The organism is Corynebacterium pygosceleis (genome assembly GCF_016595275.2).
Lineage (GTDB): Bacteria > Actinomycetota > Actinomycetes > Mycobacteriales > Mycobacteriaceae > Corynebacterium > Corynebacterium pygosceleis.
In genome coordinates this window covers 333,170-348,767 of record NZ_JAENIQ020000003.1, presented here as the reverse complement: position 1 = coordinate 348,767, position 15,598 = coordinate 333,170, and the positions used below count along the sequence as shown (strand labels likewise).

Here is a 15,598-nt window from a genome sequence, read left to right as displayed (position 1 = left end):
GGTTCCGTCAGTCGATCGCCCGACCTGTTCACTGTCCCGCATCATCGACGTACAACCGGTAAACGAGTTGGTTGAACCGCACGAGTGCGGGCGGATAGAACTCGATCACGGAGTCGACGACGGCGGAGTCCGGGGTCACGAACTGCGTCCTGTCCGGGCCGTACGTGGCACGGAGATAGGCGGCCAGTCTGCGGGCGGTGTGCTCGACCGCGGGGTCGTCCGGGTCCGCGTCCCACAGGCCGGAGACCGCTGTGAGCAGTTGCCGGTACTCCGGGTCCGCCAGGTCGGCGGCGCCGTAGCGGAGTCGTTCATGGAACCGGTCGGGGAAGACCACCGCGCACACCGTCCACGTCGCCCGGGTCGCCGCGATCAGTTCATCGCGGACACCGATCCTGCGCCATTCCCCGAGTAGTCCCGTGGCTTCGGTGGGCAGCCCGATGCGGTCGGGGTCGGCGAGTTCCCCCAGTCTTCTCCGCCGTGCCCGCAGTGCCTTCTCCTCGGCGTCGAGACGTCTGCCGACCCGCCGCCGTGTCGCCCCGTAGACGTCCCGGTCGATCTCCCCGGCCCCGGGGGGAAGGACATCGAGGATGTCATTCAGGCTGAACCCGGCCTCGAGGAGGTTCCGGATCCGGACCAGTCGCACCGCGTCCGCCGGTACGTAGATGCGCTGTCCGGATCCGTCCCGACCGGCGGGCGGCATGAGGCCGATGTCGTGGTAGTGCCGGATCGTGCGGGTGGTGACCTCCGCGAACGCGGCGAGGTCACGGATGGTGAGCGTCATGGGCATGACGCCGAGGTTAGGCGTTGCCCCTGCGGCACCCGCAACGACGCCGAGTCACCGATGTCAGCTGAAGTACTCCTGTCCCGGGACGGAGGCCGGCAGCTTCAGCTCGGGGACGATGTCGGACGCGGGGACGAGTTCGAGGTGCTCCAGGCCCTTTCGGACGTGCTCGGCGGCGTCGATGTTCAACGGTCCGGCGGTCCACATCGCGTAGGGCAGGTTGATGAACCGGTTCTCCTTCACTGCGGGCAGGTCACGGGTCACCGGGTTGGTGCGCAGGAGTTCGATCTTCTCGTCCAGTTCCTGCCCCGGGTACTCGACGAACACGAAGGCGTCGGGTGCGGAATCGGCGAGCTTCTCCCAGCCGACCTGCACCCAGGTGTCCTCGACATCGTGGGTGGCGTTCTCCGCGCCGGCGGCGGTGAGGATCGCGTCCGGTGCGCCGAAACTCCCGGAGGTGAACACGGCGTCCGTGCCGGAGTCGAAGAGGAACACGACGGGGCGGTTCCCGGGCTGCGGGGCCTCCTCCAGTGCCTTCAGGCGTTCGTTCTGGTCCCGGATCACGGCCCGGGCGGTGTCGGGCGCGCCCACGATCTCACCCACGTTGGCCAGGTCGGTCTCCACCGAGGTCCACGGGTCGACGATTCCCCGGGCGGTGGTGCCGGTCTGGCGGCAGGCCTCGGTGAGGATGTAGGTGCCGATTCCCCTGTCGGCGAGGGAATCGGGGGTGATGTTCTTCTCGTCGGACAGTCCGTAGCTCCAGCCCGCGACGTAGATGTCCGGCTGTTCGGCGACGATCTGCTCGAGCGAGGGGTACTTCTCGGAGACGTCCCTCAACCCGTCGACGACGTCGGCACCGTACTTGGCGGCGAGGATGTCACGGTCGCGCTGGAGGGAACTGACCTCGGCGATGCTGTCCCGGCCGCCGGCGGACAGGACGGTGGCGATGATGTTGCCGTCGTTGACGAAGAGCTTGTCGGTGGCGTCGAAGGTGACCTCGGTGCCGCAGTTCTCGACGGTCACCGGCCCCTGCGCGGACCCGGTGCCGGCCGTGTCAGTGGTTGTCGCGTCTCCGGCTGTCGTGCCGGTTGGGTCGGTCGTGCCGGAGTCGCCGCCTGAGCATCCGGCGAGCAGTGTCGAGGTGGCCAGCAGGGCGATGAGCGCCCGGGTCGTGTTCTTCATGGTGTTCTCCTTGGTTGGGTGGTGGGTGGTGTCCGGACGGTCAGAGGGTGTCGACGATCAGGTGCGGGTTGCGCGCCTGATCCGGTTCCGCGATGAGGGCCCCGACGTCGAAGGCGGTCCGCATCCGGTCCGGGGTGAGCACCCGCCCGGACGGCCCGGCGGCGAGGACGCCGCCGTCGTGGAGCAGAATGACACTGTCGAAGTGGACCATCGCGAGATCGAGGTCGTGGACGGTGGCGATGACGGTGCGGCCCGTCGAACGGAGTACCTCGAGCAGGTGCAGCTGATGGTGGACGTCGAGGTGGTTGGTCGGCTCGTCGAGCAGGATCACCGGGGTCTCCTGCGCCAGTCCCCGGGCGAGCAGGACCCGTCGGCGCTGTCCGCCCGACAGTCGGTCGCACGGGCGGTCGATCTCGGATTCCATTCCGACGAGAGCGAGACCGCTCCGGACGATCTCGTTCTCCCGGCGGCCGCCGAACTCCCAGGGTCGCCGGTGCGGCAACCTGCCGAGGGCGACCGTTTCACCGACCGTGAGATCCCCGGGCGGGGTCTCCTCCTGCCCGACGAACGTCACCAGCTTCGCCCGTTTCCGGGGCGGCAGGCGGTGCACGTCCCTACCGTCGACGTGGACCTCGCCGGAGTGGGGGCGGGTGATCCCGGCCAGGCACCGCAGCAGGGTCGACTTCCCGACACCGTTGACTCCGACGATGGCCGTCATGGTGCCCGGCTCGGCGGCCCAGGTGACGTCCCGCAGGATCGTCGTCCGCCCGATACCGCAGTCCAGCGCCTGAATCTTCATGCCCGCCATCAGCTGTGCCCCTCGTAGCGGTACCTGTTGCGCCCCATGAGCAGCAGGAACAGTGGTGCGCCGAGAATCCCGGTGACGACGCCGAGCGGTATCTCCTGCGGTGCGGCCGCGACCCGGGACAACACGTCCACCCACAGGAGGAACACCGCCCCGGTCGCGGCGGCGATGGGCAGCAACCGGATGTGCAGGGAACCGACCATGAGTCGGGCCAGATGCGGGATCACGAGGCCGACGAAACCGATCCCCCCGGAGACCGCGACCATCGCCCCGACCAGGAGCGCCTGGATGAAGAACAGTGCCTGACGGAGCAGCCCCACCCGTACCCCGAGCGCGGCGGCGGTGTCCGGTCCGGCGGCGAGGGCGTCGAGCCGGGAGGACAGCGACATGAGGACCACGACACCCACGACGACGACACCGAGGGGCAGGACCACGCGGTTCCACTGGGCGCCTGCGACGGAACCGAGCATCCAGAACATCACCGACTGCGCCGCCCGGGATTCCGGGGAACGGAACACCAGGAAGCTCGCGATCGCGGAGAACGCCGACGACAGCACCACGCCGGAGAGGATCAGCCGCAGGGGCGTGATGCCGCCCTGGATCACGGTGACGGCGTACACCGTGGCGGTCGCCCCGAGCGCACCGACGAGGGCACCACCGGACAGCGCCCACACGCCGAAGGAACTGAACATCCCGAGGGTGATCACCGCGGTGGCCCCGACGCTCGCACCCGCGGACACACCCAGCAGGTAGGGGTCGGCGAGGGGGTTGCGCACGAGGGTCTGCATGGCGACCCCCGAGACCGCGAGCCCGGCGCCGACGATCAGGGCGAGGATCCCCCGGGGTGCACGGAGCTGCCAGACGACGGCGTCGACGGCCGGATCGGGTCCGACGCCTCCACCGAGATGCGCGCGGACCACGGTCCACACCTCGTCACGGCTGTACTCGACGGACCCGAAGGTCAGGGAGATGACGAAGCTGACGGCTCCGGCGGTGAGCAGGAGGACGAGAAGAACCGGCGTCTTCAGATGTACGGACACACGGCCCCCTCACCGGGGCGCCTGCGGCTGGTGTGGCGTGAAAGACCCACGACGACGCTCCTCACCCGGAGCACCCGGGCGATCGGGGTCCGCCGGATCGCGCGGCACGGACCTCTGGACTCGCTGAGCCGGCAGGTATTCGGACTCGGGGATCACGGCCCCACGGAACCGGCCTTCCCGGCGGTCCGGACCGCCAGTGACCCCGACGCCCCTTCGGGACCGTCGGTCATGTTCCGTGGAACTACCCTCTCACCGCTGCGCGCCAGTTCCGGATTCACACCGGATTCCCTCTTCGATCGCGGGCGTCACCGCCCGACCGGCTCACTGGAAGAATCCCCGAAATCCTAACAGGGGTGGCCCCTGACCGCAGCAGATTCACTTGCGTCGCCCCCGCTCGAGCGCGCACGTTCTAAGGTGTGGGGCATGGACATGACACTGAAGAAGGCCGAAGACGTCAACACAGCGGCGGTGGTCACCACCGGACTCATCGGTGGGTGGCTCACCGCCCGCGAAACCGGGATCCGCCCACTCGGAGGGGTACTGCTCGGTGCCGCCGGTATCTGGGCGGCACGCAGCTGGACCGCGAAGAAGGGCCCGCTCACGGCTGCGGCGCTCACCGCACTCTACGTCGGCGCGTTCGGCGCCTCACATCCGCTGGCCAAGAAGATCGGCTCCTGGCCTGCGGTTCTCACGGTGACCGGTGCCGCAGCGGCCACCGCGTACGCCGTGAGCGACCGGGACTAGGGGCCGTCGGCCGATTTCCCGCGGACACGAAAAGTGGGCCCGCCCCGGACACTCCGGGCGGGCCCACTTTTCGTCTGCCGGTGTAGGTTACCCGCGTCCGGCCTCGAACGCGGCGCCGACGCGGTAGAGCCGGTCATCGGCGAACGCCGGGGCCATGATCTGGAGGCCGACCGGCAATCCGGTGTCCGCGGCGGTGGCGGAGGGCAGCGACATGCCGCACACACCGGCGAGATTCAGCGGCAGCGTGCACAGGTCGAAGTTGTACATCGCCATCGGGTCGGAGACCTTCTCCCCCAGCTTGAACGCCGTGGTCGGCGTCGTCGGGGAGATCAGCACGTCGCAGCGCTCATAGGCGCGGGTGAAGTCCCGGGCGATGAGCGAGCGCACCCGCTGCGCCTGCAGATAATAGGCGTCGTAGTAGCCGACGGACAGGGCGTAGGTTCCGAGCAGGATCCTGCGCTTGACCTCGGGGCCGAATCCTGCGGCGCGGGACAGCGACATGACCTCCTCGGCGGAGCGCTGACCGTCATCGCCCTCACGGAGGCCGTAACGCATACCGTCGAAACGGGCGAGGTTGGAGGACACCTCGCACGGGAGAATCAGGTAGTAGGCTCCGAGTGCCTCATCGAAGTGCGGGCAGTCGACCTCGACGATCTCCGCCCCCTGGCTCTTCAGCTGTTCGACGGCAGCATGGAAGGAGTCGAGGACACCGGGCTGGAAGCCCTCGCGGTCGAACTGCTTGACCAGGCCGATCCGCACGCCGCTCAGATCCCCGGAGGCACCGGCGCGGGCGGCACCGACGACATCGGCGACGGGTCGGTTGACACTGGTCGCGTCGAAGGGGTCGTGTCCGGCGATGACCTCGTGCAGCAGCGCGGTGTCGAGGACGGTGCGGGCCGTCGGGCCGCCCTGGTCCAGGGAGGACGCACAGGCCACGAGCCCGTAGCGGGACACGGTGCCGTAGGTCGGCTTCACACCGACGGTGTCGGTGAGCGCCGCCGGCTGGCGGATCGAACCGCCGGTGTCGGTGCCGATGGCGAGCGGTGCCTCACCGGAGGCGAGGGCTGCGGCGCTGCCGCCACCGGAACCGCCGGCGGTACGCTCCGGGTCCCAGGGGTTGCGGGTCGGGCCGTAGGCGGAGTTCTCGGTGGAGGAACCCATGGCGAACTCGTCCATGTTGGTCTTGCCGAGGATCGGGATGCCCGCGGCACGGATCCGTCCCGTGACCGTGGCGTCGTAGGGGCTCATGTAGCCCTCGAGCATCTTAGAACCGCAGGTGGTCGGCGCGTCGGTCGTCGTGAAGACGTCCTTGAGTGCGAGCGGGACACCGGCCAGTGCGGACGCCGGTTCCTCGCCCGCGTCGAGGGCGCGGTCCACCTCGGCGGCGGCGGCCAGGGCCGCCTCCTCACCGACGTGGAGGAAGGCGTGGATCTCACCGTCGACGGCACTGATGCGGTCGAGATGGGCCCTGGTCACCTCAACGGAGGTGACCTCACGGGAGTGGATCTTCCCCGCGAGCTCAGCGGCGGACAGTGTGGTCAGTTCATCGCCGGAGGCGGTGTAGCGCAGATCGGTTGTCATCTAGTCTTCCTCCCCGAGGATGTGCGGAACCCGGAAACGCTGCTCTTCGACGGCGGGCGCCTGATCGAGCGCCTGCTCGGCGGAGAGGGTCGGCAGAACGGCGTCCTCGCGCATCGGGGTCTGGATGGCGTGCGGGTGGCTCATCGGCTCGACGTCCGAGGCGTCGACGCTCCGGACCGCACTGACGTTGGCGATGATGTCGTCGATCTGTTCGACGAAGGCGTCGAGCTCTTCGTCTGTGAGGGCCAACCGGGACAGTTTGCCGAGGTGTGCCACCTCTTCACGGGAAATCTGGGACACGTCTGTGCTTCCTCTTTTCGCGTCATTGTCACGTCGGAACGCACCTTCCCGGATCAGCCCCACCGCCGGTCGGTGACCGGACGGGGTGACGGGGTCGGTGCGTCACGTTGTCTGTGTTTCCACCACTTTAACGCACCGCACGGTGACGCCCGCCGGTCAGGCACCCGGGGGCGGGGAACGCACCACCGTCGGCCACGGTCGACCCCGGCCGGTACCGGTGCCGCCGTCCCCGGACGTCATCTTCCGGGGGCGGTGTCCCACGACGAGGCGAGTTCACGGATTGTCCGGACGACGACATCGACGGCCGGAGCGAGCGGCTCCCGTCCCCTGCTGACGAGCCGGACGTCCCGCTCCCGCCCCCTGAGGCGGAGCACCGAGACACCCGGGTCCCGGTGTGCGGCGAGAGCCAGGTCCGGGAGCAGCGCGACTCCGTGTCCGGCCGCGACGAGGGCCTGGACCGCGACGTAGTCGTCACTGGAGTACCCGGTTTCCGGGGTGAACCCGATCTCCTCGCAGAGCCCCATCAGGTGGACCCGGCAGCTCGGGCACCCGGTGTGCCACCGCCGGTCGGCGAACTCCGCGAGGTCCGCGGGAAGGATCGACGTCGTCCCGGCGGGTAGCGCCGCAGGCAGCGGGTCACCGGCGGGCAGGACGAGGTTGAGGTTCTCCCGGAACAGGACGGTACCGGGTTCGGCGGGGCCGGCACAGTAGGTGAAGGTGAGCGCGAGATCGGCGGTGCCCTCGGCGAGTGCCGTCGCGGCGGCCGGGGGTTCGGCCGCGGTGACCCCGAGGAGAAGACCCGGGAACCGCTCCGCCAACCGGGTGAGCACACCGGGGATCAGGGTCGCCGTCGCGGAGGGGAAGGACGCCAGACGGACGGTGCCGCTCTCCATCCGGTTCATCGCCGCGAGGTCCCGGTCCAGACGGTCGAGTTCCGCCAGTACACCCCGCCCCCGGCGCGCCAGCTCCTCCCCTTCGGCGGTGAGCACGAGGGTACGTCCCCGGCGGGTCACCAGGGTGGAGCCCGTCTCCGCCGCCAGACGGTGCAGATGGTGGGTGGCCGTGGGTTGGCTCATCCAGAGGGCCTTCGCCGCGCGGGTCAGTGTCCCGTGTTCGGCGAAGGCGACGAGCACCCGGAGTCTCCCGACATCGATCATCACCCCAATATAGATCTTGTCGATGCTTATCAGGTAAACAATCGTTTGGACACATGATTCACTTCCGCCGACACTGGAACCATGCTCCACTTCGACGACATCCTCACGGCACACCGGCACTACACGGACCTCCTCCCCGAGACCCCGGCGTTCAGCTACCCCACCCTCGACGCAGCCTGCGGAGGGGCGGTGACGGTCGTGGTCAAACACGAGAACACGCAGCCGACCGGCGCCTTCAAGATACGCGGGGGGATCTCCTACTTCGCCGCACAGGCGGAGAAGGGGACCCTGTCTCCCCGGGGGGTCGTCACCGCGTCGACGGGAAACCACGCGCAGTCGATCGCGTGGAGCGCCGCCCGACACGGTGTCGACGCGCTCATCGTCGTCCCCGAGTCCACCCCGGAGACGAAGGTCGCGGCGATCGGCGCCTGGGGTGCACGGGTCATCCGACACGGTGCGACGATGTCGGATTCCCTCGCCCACGCCCGTGACGACCACCCCGACAGGACGTTCATCAGCCCGGACCACCCCGACATCATCGCGGGACACGGCGGCATCTACCTGGAGCTGCTGCGGCGGCACCCGGATCTGGAGGTGATCTACGTTCCGGTCGGCAGTGGCACCGGTGCCTGCGGGGCGCTCACCGTCCGCGACGCCCTCGCACCGGGGTGCCGGATCGTCGGTGTGCAGTCGGCCCAGGCTCCGGCCGCACACCGGGCGTGGTCCACCGGTGAACCGGCGACCGTCACCCCGGCGACGCGGGCGGCGGGACTGGCCACCGGGTCCAGTTTCCGGGACACGCAGGAGATCATGCGCGGTCTGGATGACTTCATCCTCGTCGACGACAGCGGGATCGACGAGGCCCGGGCACTGCTGGCCACGACGGCCCACACGCTGGCGGAGGGGGCGGGAGCTGCGGCCCTCGCCGGACTGCTCGCCGACCAACGGGCCGGAAAACTCGTTTCCCGACGCTGTGCGGTGCCGGTGACCGGGGGAAACGCCGACCCTGATGAGCTGGCGTCACTCGTCCGCTGACACGCACGGGAACTTCGGGGGCCCCTCGGGCGTTGTCCGGGTGAACCGGTGCCCGCCGCACCGGACCACCGGCACCGTGCCGGTGTCCCCCGATTCCTCCCGGCGGCACCCTCCCCCACCGGGGAGAACGACGACAACCCGCGAAAGGTCACCTGCCGACGATGTCCTACCTCCTCCGCGTGATCCTGCCCGACATCCCGGGAAGTCTCGGCCAACTGGCGGAGGCACTCGGCCTGGTGGAGGGGAACATCCAGTCCGTCGATGTGGTGTCCACGTTCCCGGACGGAACCGCGATGGACGACATCGTCGTCTCCCTCCCCCCGACGCTGCTCCCGGACTCGTTGATCAGTGCCGCCGAGCAGGTCGAGGGGGTCCAGGTCGACTCGATCCGACCGTTCTCCGGGACGGTCGACCGACGCGGCCAGATCGAGATGCTCGCTCTGGTGGCCCGGCACCGCAGGAACGTCAACCGCGCGATGACGGAACTGGTCACCGTCCTTCCCCGGACGATGACGTCAGGCTGGGGTGTCGTGGTGGAGACGGAACCGCGACTGGACCGGATCGCCGCGTCCCAGGCGGCACCGGAGGACGACGGATCGAATCCCGTGGCCGACATCGGTGCCGCCCGGATCCTCGACCCCGACCGGGACACCTGGATCCCCGAGTCCTGGACCCTGCTGGATTCGGCTCTGGCCGCGACCCCGATCCGGGGTACGAACCTGGCGCTGGTCGTCGGGCGTCCCGGCGGCCCCGATTTCCTCGCCAGCGAGGTCGAGCACCTGGGGCACCTGGGGGACATCATCGGTTCGATCCTGAAATAGGGGGACGCGCCCCCAAGGGCTCAGTCGCCGGTGGAGACCGCCTGCGGGCCGCCCTCCAGGAGCCTGTCGAATCCGGCTTCATCGAGGATCCTCAGGCCCAGTTCCCTGGCTTTCGTCTCCTTCGACCCGGCGTTCTCCCCGACGACCACGAAATCGGTCTTCTTCGACACCGAACCGGAGGCCTTTCCTCCCCTGGAGATGATGGCCTCCTTCGCACTGTCCCGCGTGTGGTTCTCGAGTGAACCCGTGACGACGACGGTCACCCCCTCCAGCGTCTGCTCCGGAAGATCGTCCGTGGAGTCCTCCATGGTGACCCCGGCGGCCGCCCAGGCGTCCACGATGGCACGGTGCCAGTCGACCTCGAACCATCCGAGGAAACTCCGGGCGATGACCTCACCCACGCCCTCGGTTTCGGCGAGTGCGGTGACATCCGCCGCGCGCATGGCGTCGAGCGAACGGAACCGGCCTGCGAGTGCCCGCGCGGCCGTCGGTCCGACGTGCCGGATGGACAGGGCCACCAGTACGCGCCACAGCTCGACCCTTTCCGCGGCCTCCCGCAGATTGTTGAGCAGTTTCTTCCCCTGGGCGTTCACCTTCCCAGTCTTCGTGGTGTAGACCGACGATCGCGCCAGTGATCCCTCGGTGAGCGCGAAGATACCGGCCTCGTCGGTGAGGATCCCGCTGCGGATGAGATCGATCGCCCCTTTCTCCCCGAGTGCCTCGATGTCGAACGCCCCCCGGCCTGCGAGATACGTCAGCCGGGCGGACAGCTGGCCCGGGCAGCTGCGGGCGTTGGGACAGCGCCAGTCGGCGTCCTCGGCGCGGGTCGGGGCGAGCCGGGTCCCGCATTCGGGGCAGAGTGTGGGGAACACGAAGGTGCGCTCGGTTCCGTCGCGTTTCTCGACGACCGGGCCGAGGACCTCGGGGATGACCTCCCCGGCCTTCCGGATGACCACGGTGTCACCGATCAGCACCCCCTTGCGGCGTACCTCCGTCTGGTTGTGGAGGGTCGCCATGGAGACCGTGGACCCGGCGACGAAGACGGGTTCCATCACGGCGAAGGGCGTGACCCGCCCGGTGCGTCCGACACCGACCTGGATGTCGACCAGTCGGGTCGTGACCTCCTCCGGAGGGTACTTGTAGGCGATCGCCCAGCGGGGCGCACGTGAGGTGGATCCGAGGGCGCGCTGCGCGGCGAGATCATCGACCTTGATGACCACGCCGTCCATCTCGTGGGTGGCGTCGTGGCGGTGTTCCGCCCAGTACCGGACCCGCTCGTGGACCTCGGCCACGGACCCGACGGCCGTCGTGTAGGGCGAGACCGGCAGACCCCAGTCCGCGAGCGCGAGATAGGCGTCGTGCTGCGACCGTGGGGTGAACCCCTCCACCGCCCCGATACCGTGGCAGATCATCCGCAGCCGGCGTTTACGGACGTCATCGGTGTTCTTCTGCCGCAGGGAACCCGCCGCGGCGTTGCGGGGATTGGCGAAGGGCTTACCGCCTTCGGCGATCCGGCGGGCGTTCACCTCGGCGAAGTCCCCGATGGCGATGAACACCTCACCCCGCACCTCCAGGAGATCCGGGACAGGGTAGCCGGGGGTTCCGGTGAGTTCGTGCGGGATGTCGTCGATGACCCGGGCGTTGGCGGTGATGTCCTCGCCGATCCGGCCGTCGCCCCGGGTCGCGGCCCGCTCCAGGCGCCCCCGCCGGTAGACGAGATCGATGGAGAGTCCGTCGATCTTGAGCTCGGTGAGGTACCTGGTTGCGGGTGTCCGGGTCAGCCAGTCATCGAGTTCCCCGGTGTCGAAGACGTTGTCGAGGCTCAGCATCCGCTCCGGGTGCTCGACGTTGGCGAAGCTGGATGTCTCAGGTACCGGTGCCCCGACCTCCATCGTGGGACTGTCCGGCACGGCGAGTCCGGGGTGCTCGGCCTCGAGCCGCTGCAACTCCCGGAAGAGGGCGTCGAAGTCCGCGTCGGGAATGGAGGGCCGGTCGTTGTAGTAGAGGTCCCGGTGGTGGCGGACCTTCTCCGCGAGTTCGGACCACCGTCTCCGGAGCTCGGTGTCGTCACCGTCCGCCGTGGAGCCGGACCGTTCTTCGGCAATGCTGTCGCTCTGAGTCACGGCTGCCAGTCTAACGGCCCGTCGGAACTCCCCGCCGCCCCATCGGTCACGCGCTGACGGTGTCTTGTCTAGGGTTGTGGCATGACGAACTTCGATCCCTCCGCGATGCTGTCCTTCGATCTGGAGACCACATCGGCGAACCCCGTCGAGGCCCGCATCGTCACCTCCGCGATGGTGCACATCAAGGGCGGGAACGTCGATCCCGTCGAGCTGCTGGCCGACCCCGGGGTGGAGATCCCGGCGCAGGCCTCGGAGATCCACGGGATCACCACGGAATACGCCCGGGAGCACGGGCGTCCGCACGACGAGGTTCTCGCGGAGACCGTCGAACGTATCCGCAGGGGCTGGGCGGAGGGTCTGACCCTGATCGTCTTCAACGCCGCCTACGATCTGACGGTGCTGCGCACCCTCACCGGTGACTTCACCGTCACCGGTCCGGTGTTCGACCCGTACGTGATCGACCGGGCGAAGGACCCCTACCGGAAGGGCCGCCGAACGCTCGGTTCCCTGTGTGAGCACTACAAGGTCCGGCTGGACAACGCGCACGAGGCCACGTCCGATGCGGTGGCGGCGGCACGCGTCGCCTGGATGCAGGCACGGAAGTGGCCGGAACTGGTGTCGATGGACTCGGATGAGCTGATGGAGAACCAGGCCGTCTGGCACCACACCTCCCAGACCAGTCTCCGCCGCTACTTCGAGGGACGCGGACGGGACGCCTCGGACATCAGTACCTCCTGGCCGATGCGGGGCTGATCCCCGCCCGTCAGAGACGCGTCCCGATGTGGAGGGTGTCCCACACCCCCGCCAGCAGCGCACCGGCGTCGGTTGACCCGACGGCGGGTCCGGCGTCGATGACCGCGCCACAGTCACGGGCACGGTCCACGGCGGCGTCGGAGATCCTGCGGGCGTCCGCCTCCGGATAGCGGAACATGCGGGAGAACATGTCGTACGTCCCACGCCGGAGCAGGTCGGTGGTGACCCACCCGGTGAACATCGCGTCGGCCCGCATCTGGGCGCAGTCCGTTCCCCTGAGCTGCATCACGGCGTCATCGGCGCTACGCAGGCCGTGGGCGGGCGCGGTGTCTGCTGCGGCGGTACCGGTGGTGGCGGTGAACCCCACGACAGCGGCCACCGCGATCACGGGGATACGACGGAAAGCTCTCATGTTCGTCCTTCGTGTGGTGCGTCGGTTCACCCCGGACGGCCGGGGTGACGGATGCCTCCAGTCTAGGGGGTGCCCCCGGCATCTCTCCGTACCGCCCCGGCGCCGGCGTGTGGCGGGGATGAGGCCGGGGCGTCCCGCACGGACACCGGCGGAGAGTGACGGTCGGCGTCGACACCGCCACCGGTGATCCCGTTCCGCTCCCACCGTTCCGGGACACGCGGCCACCCCCATCCCCCACAAAATTATGGGTTGGCTCCGGCTTCCCCGGGTGCCACGATCAAGGGGGGATCGACGGAAACCTCCGGATCCCCGGTGCACCGACCAGACCCATCCATCCACCGACGTCGGAAAAGAGCAGTCAGGGGACACCTGACCGCCACCGTTCGACGTCCCGCACGACGGGGAAGAGACCATGACCCAGATGCTAGGCGACACCCGCGAGACCGCTTCCCCGGTACCCCGGCTGACTGGGAGGGAGATCGAGGTCGCCCGGGTCTGGTTCACGTCGCGGTCGAAGGCGGTCGCGGCTGACATCCTCACCATCCGCGAGGACACCGTCCGCAGCCACATCACCAACGTGCGGAACAAGTATCACGCGTTGGGCAGGGATGCACGGACGAAACCGGCGATGAGGGCCCGGATGTCCGAGGACGGGTTCCTGGACGTCACCGCCTAGAGGTCCCCGGCGTCCCGGTTCAGCATCGAGGACACGGTCCTCGACATCGCCAGTGCCCGCGCCGCCACGGCACCCGGCACCCGGGACAGGCCCGCCCGGGGATGGACGTCAACCACGGTGGTCAACAGATTTCGCGGAAGCCCCAGTTCATCCCAGAGCCGGGCCAGATCGACGGCGGTGTCCCGCGAGCGCTCGTTCAGGTCCGCGGAAGCAGGGAGCGCGGCCGGGTCGACCGGGACCGCACCGAGCCCCACCCTGGTGCCCTCCGACACGGCGGCCCCGAGACCGTCCAGCTGCGCGCGCCCGACGATGTGGCCGGTGTCGACGAGGACGGTGTCCGCACCGCAGACCCCCGCCACGTCCCACGGTGGCGGCGAGGCGGTGAGATTGAGCAGTACCTCCCGCACACCGGAGTCCCGCAGTGAATCGGCCAATTCACGCAGACGTTCCCCGGCCTCGGGGGCCGGGACGGGACGGATGATCTCGTAGTCCGAGGTTCCCGGGAGGTCGCCCCCGCACACCGCACCGATCAGTGGTTCATCCACCTGCACCGCGACCTCCGAACCGAACCGCCCACGGATGTCCGCGACATGACCGAGAACACCGTGGAGCAGCGCCCCGGAGATGTCCCGCAGCGCACCCCGGTCCGTGATCGCCCGGTGTCCGTCGGGCAGCTCGATGGCCGCAGCCAGTGTCCACGGACCCGCGACCTGGATCTTCAGTTCCCCCGTCCCCCGCCCGGACCACATCTCACCGCACACGTCCAGATCGGACTCGATACCGTCCACGGCACGTCGTGTGAGCAGCTGGGGTCGGGCGCACAGTCGCCAGCCGCGCGGCCCCGGCTCGATGTTCAGCCCCTCGAGGAGTGCCCCGGTCCGACCGATCGCGTCGGCGCCGACCCCACGGCACGGCAGCTCGGGGAACGCCGGGAAATCCCCGGTCTCCCCCATCACGATCTCGGCCGCCGCGGCGATGTCCGTACCGGGCATGGGACCGAGTCCGAACCCCCGACCGCCGGTCATCCGGCCGACTCCGTCCGGCAGATCGTGCCCGAGCCGATGACGATGTCCCCACCGGGGTCCGGGAGGTAGAGCACGGCCGCCTGCCCGCGCGCCACACCGGACAGCGGGGTACGCAGCGTGAGTTCCATGCCGTCGCCCGCGACATCGACGCGGGCACGACAGGGCACGACCCCACCGTGTGCCCGCACCTGCACCTCGCAGTCGAATTCCCCGGTCATGCCGGGGTGCAGGACCTTCAGCCGGTCGGCGTGGATCACCGAGACCGCGAGCTTCTCCCGGGGGCCGACCGTCACGGTCCCGGTCGCGGCATCGATGTCGGTGACGTATCTCGGGCGGCCGTCCGCCGCGGGTTCACCGAGCTTGAGTCCCTTACGCTGACCGATCGTGAACCCGTGGACCCCCTCATGGTCACGGAGTTCCCGCCCGGTCTCGTCCACGACCATGCCCGGCCGCAGTCCGATGTGGCGTCCGAGGAAGGCCTGTGTGTCACCGTCGGGGATGAAGCAGATGTCGTAGGAGTCAGGCTTCTTCGCCACCGCGAACCCCATCTCGGCGGCCTCGGCCCGGATCTCCGGTTTGACGGTGTCCCCCACCGGGAACATGCAGCGGCTGATCTCCCCGGCCCCGAGGACACCGAGGACGTAGGACTGGTCCTTGTTCGGGTCGACCGCCCGCCGCAGATAACCGTCCCCGCCGTCGCACGGTTGGGTCAGTCTGGCGTAGTGCCCCGTCGCCACCGCATCGAAACCGAGCGCGACACCACGTTCCAGCAGGGCGGTGAACTTGATCTTCTCGTTGCACCGGAGGCAGGGGTTCGGGGTCTCACCGTGTGCGTAGGAGTCGATGAAGTCGTCGATGACCTCGGCGCGGAACCGCTCGGAGAAGTCCCAGACGTAGAAGGGGATGCCGAGTGCGTCACAGACGCGCCGGGCGTCGGCGGAGTCCTCCAGCGAGCAGCAGCCGCGGGCGGACTCTCGGACGGTCTGCGGATCCCGGGACAGGGCGAGGTGAACTCCGGTGACGTCGTGCCCGGCGGCCTTCGCCCGCGCCGCGGCGACGGCGGAATCGACGCCGCCGCTCATCGCCGCAAGTACTCGCATCGTCACAGTCCTCCAGTGCTTCCCGGTTTCCGTTCACGGCCCTCGGCCACGCTCCCCGCGTGG

Annotated in this window: 16 protein-coding genes and 1 riboswitch; of the genes, 5 read left to right on the top strand and 11 right to left on the bottom strand. The window is 69.2% G+C overall.

Annotated elements, in window-relative coordinates:
* Window positions 1–28: 28 nt before the first annotated feature.
* The 4 genes from JIM94_RS08075 to JIM94_RS08060 are packed head-to-tail and all read right to left on the bottom strand — an operon-like array spanning window position 29 to window position 3,808.
* On the bottom strand, window positions 29–787 hold the full coding sequence (locus JIM94_RS08075) for a MerR family transcriptional regulator (RefSeq protein WP_200251670.1): 759 nt from the start codon (window positions 785–787) through the stop codon (window positions 29–31).
* Window positions 788–844: 57 nt separating this feature from the next.
* Entirely contained in the window at window positions 845–1,963 is a 1,119-nt protein-coding gene (locus JIM94_RS08070; RefSeq protein ID WP_200251666.1) for an ABC transporter substrate-binding protein, read from the bottom strand.
* A 40-nt stretch (window positions 1,964–2,003) separates the two neighbouring features.
* Window positions 2,004–2,771: an ABC transporter ATP-binding protein gene (locus tag JIM94_RS08065; protein ID WP_200251663.1), complete on the bottom strand. Its 768-nt coding sequence runs from the start codon at window positions 2,769–2,771 to the stop codon at window positions 2,004–2,006.
* A complete protein-coding gene (locus JIM94_RS08060; protein ID WP_200251660.1) occupies window positions 2,771–3,808 on the bottom strand; it encodes an iron chelate uptake ABC transporter family permease subunit in 1,038 nt (345 codons plus the stop codon). Before JIM94_RS08060 ends, JIM94_RS08065 begins: the two co-directional genes overlap by 1 nt.
* A gap of 113 nt (window positions 3,809–3,921) precedes the next feature.
* A riboswitch (cobalamin riboswitch) is annotated at window positions 3,922–4,144 on the bottom strand.
* Between the two features lie 87 nt (window positions 4,145–4,231).
* Between JIM94_RS08060 and JIM94_RS08055 the strand changes: the two genes are divergently transcribed.
* Window positions 4,232–4,552, top strand: coding sequence for a hypothetical protein (locus tag JIM94_RS08055; protein WP_200251650.1), 321 nt, complete (start codon window positions 4,232–4,234; stop codon window positions 4,550–4,552).
* 87 nt (window positions 4,553–4,639) lie between these two features.
* Here the strand turns inward: JIM94_RS08055 and gatA are convergent, their stop codons facing one another.
* From gatA to JIM94_RS08040, 3 genes are all read right to left on the bottom strand, one after another.
* Window positions 4,640–6,133 (bottom strand): Asp-tRNA(Asn)/Glu-tRNA(Gln) amidotransferase subunit GatA, encoded by a 1,494-nt coding sequence (gene gatA, locus JIM94_RS08050; protein ID WP_200251648.1) that lies wholly within the window; start codon window positions 6,131–6,133, stop codon window positions 4,640–4,642.
* The gene (gene gatC / locus JIM94_RS08045) at window positions 6,134–6,433 is read right to left on the bottom strand and encodes an Asp-tRNA(Asn)/Glu-tRNA(Gln) amidotransferase subunit GatC (protein ID WP_200251646.1); all 300 of its coding nucleotides are present in this window, start codon (window positions 6,431–6,433) and stop codon (window positions 6,134–6,136) included.
* A gap of 236 nt (window positions 6,434–6,669) precedes the next feature.
* Window positions 6,670–7,590, bottom strand: a complete 921-nt coding sequence (locus tag JIM94_RS08040) for a LysR family transcriptional regulator (RefSeq protein ID WP_200251644.1) — start codon at window positions 7,588–7,590, stop codon at window positions 6,670–6,672.
* An 81-nt stretch (window positions 7,591–7,671) separates the two neighbouring features.
* Between JIM94_RS08040 and JIM94_RS08035 the strand changes: the two genes are divergently transcribed.
* Together JIM94_RS08035 and JIM94_RS08030 are read left to right on the top strand one after the other, a co-directional pair.
* Window positions 7,672–8,625: a threonine ammonia-lyase gene (locus JIM94_RS08035; protein ID WP_200251642.1), complete on the top strand. Its 954-nt coding sequence runs from the start codon at window positions 7,672–7,674 to the stop codon at window positions 8,623–8,625.
* Between the two features lie 161 nt (window positions 8,626–8,786).
* Complete coding sequence (locus tag JIM94_RS08030) at window positions 8,787–9,446, top strand: ACT domain-containing protein (RefSeq protein ID WP_200251640.1); 660 nt, start codon at window positions 8,787–8,789, stop codon at window positions 9,444–9,446.
* A 20-nt stretch (window positions 9,447–9,466) separates the two neighbouring features.
* Here JIM94_RS08030 and ligA read toward each other — a convergent pair whose 3' ends face one another.
* Window positions 9,467–11,551, bottom strand: coding sequence for an NAD-dependent DNA ligase LigA (ligA, locus tag JIM94_RS08025; protein WP_200252172.1), 2,085 nt, complete (start codon window positions 11,549–11,551; stop codon window positions 9,467–9,469).
* Between the two features lie 99 nt (window positions 11,552–11,650).
* On the opposite strand from ligA, the gene JIM94_RS08020 reads away from it, so the two are divergent.
* The gene (locus JIM94_RS08020; RefSeq protein WP_200251638.1) at window positions 11,651–12,322 is read left to right on the top strand and encodes a 3'-5' exonuclease; all 672 of its coding nucleotides are present in this window, start codon (window positions 11,651–11,653) and stop codon (window positions 12,320–12,322) included.
* A gap of 10 nt (window positions 12,323–12,332) precedes the next feature.
* Here JIM94_RS08020 and JIM94_RS08015 read toward each other — a convergent pair whose 3' ends face one another.
* Entirely contained in the window at window positions 12,333–12,734 is a 402-nt protein-coding gene (locus JIM94_RS08015) for a hypothetical protein (RefSeq protein ID WP_200251636.1), read from the bottom strand.
* Between the two features lie 412 nt (window positions 12,735–13,146).
* Here JIM94_RS08015 and JIM94_RS08010 point away from each other — a divergent pair, with 412 nt between their 5' ends.
* Complete coding sequence (locus JIM94_RS08010; RefSeq protein ID WP_200251628.1) at window positions 13,147–13,410, top strand: LuxR C-terminal-related transcriptional regulator; 264 nt, start codon at window positions 13,147–13,149, stop codon at window positions 13,408–13,410.
* On the opposite strand, the gene JIM94_RS08005 is transcribed toward JIM94_RS08010, so the two are convergent.
* On the bottom strand, window positions 13,407–14,435 hold the full coding sequence (locus JIM94_RS08005) for a uroporphyrinogen decarboxylase/cobalamine-independent methonine synthase family protein (RefSeq protein ID WP_200251626.1): 1,029 nt from the start codon (window positions 14,433–14,435) through the stop codon (window positions 13,407–13,409). The genes JIM94_RS08010 and JIM94_RS08005 overlap by 4 nt on opposite strands.
* The gene (mnmA, locus tag JIM94_RS08000; RefSeq protein ID WP_200251623.1) at window positions 14,432–15,535 is read right to left on the bottom strand and encodes a tRNA 2-thiouridine(34) synthase MnmA; all 1,104 of its coding nucleotides are present in this window, start codon (window positions 15,533–15,535) and stop codon (window positions 14,432–14,434) included. The genes JIM94_RS08005 and mnmA overlap by 4 nt, the downstream gene beginning before the upstream one ends.
* Window positions 15,536–15,598: the final 63 nt, after the last annotated feature.

Bases quoted from the DNA above. Each gene is read 5' to 3' on its own strand.
- JIM94_RS08075 (WP_200251670.1), bottom strand. From the start codon at position 787: ATGCCCATGACGCTCACCATCCGTGACCTCGCCGCGTTCGCGGAGGTC.
- JIM94_RS08070 (WP_200251666.1), bottom strand. From the start codon at position 1,963: ATGAAGAACACGACCCGGGCGCTCATCGCCCTGCTGGCCACCTCGACA.
- JIM94_RS08065 (WP_200251663.1), bottom strand. From the start codon at position 2,771: ATGGCGGGCATGAAGATTCAGGCGCTGGACTGCGGTATCGGGCGGACG.
- JIM94_RS08055 (WP_200251650.1), top strand. From the start codon at position 4,232: ATGGACATGACACTGAAGAAGGCCGAAGACGTCAACACAGCGGCGGTG.
- gatA (WP_200251648.1), bottom strand. From the start codon at position 6,133: ATGACAACCGATCTGCGCTACACCGCCTCCGGCGATGAACTGACCACA.
- JIM94_RS08040 (WP_200251644.1), bottom strand. From the start codon at position 7,590: ATGATCGATGTCGGGAGACTCCGGGTGCTCGTCGCCTTCGCCGAACAC.
- JIM94_RS08035 (WP_200251642.1), top strand. From the start codon at position 7,672: ATGCTCCACTTCGACGACATCCTCACGGCACACCGGCACTACACGGAC.
- JIM94_RS08030 (WP_200251640.1), top strand. From the start codon at position 8,787: ATGTCCTACCTCCTCCGCGTGATCCTGCCCGACATCCCGGGAAGTCTC.
- JIM94_RS08020 (WP_200251638.1), top strand. From the start codon at position 11,651: ATGACGAACTTCGATCCCTCCGCGATGCTGTCCTTCGATCTGGAGACC.
- JIM94_RS08015 (WP_200251636.1), bottom strand. From the start codon at position 12,734: ATGAGAGCTTTCCGTCGTATCCCCGTGATCGCGGTGGCCGCTGTCGTG.
- JIM94_RS08010 (WP_200251628.1), top strand. From the start codon at position 13,147: ATGACCCAGATGCTAGGCGACACCCGCGAGACCGCTTCCCCGGTACCC.
- JIM94_RS08005 (WP_200251626.1), bottom strand. From the start codon at position 14,435: ATGACCGGCGGTCGGGGGTTCGGACTCGGTCCCATGCCCGGTACGGAC.
- mnmA (WP_200251623.1), bottom strand. From the start codon at position 15,535: ATGCGAGTACTTGCGGCGATGAGCGGCGGCGTCGATTCCGCCGTCGCC.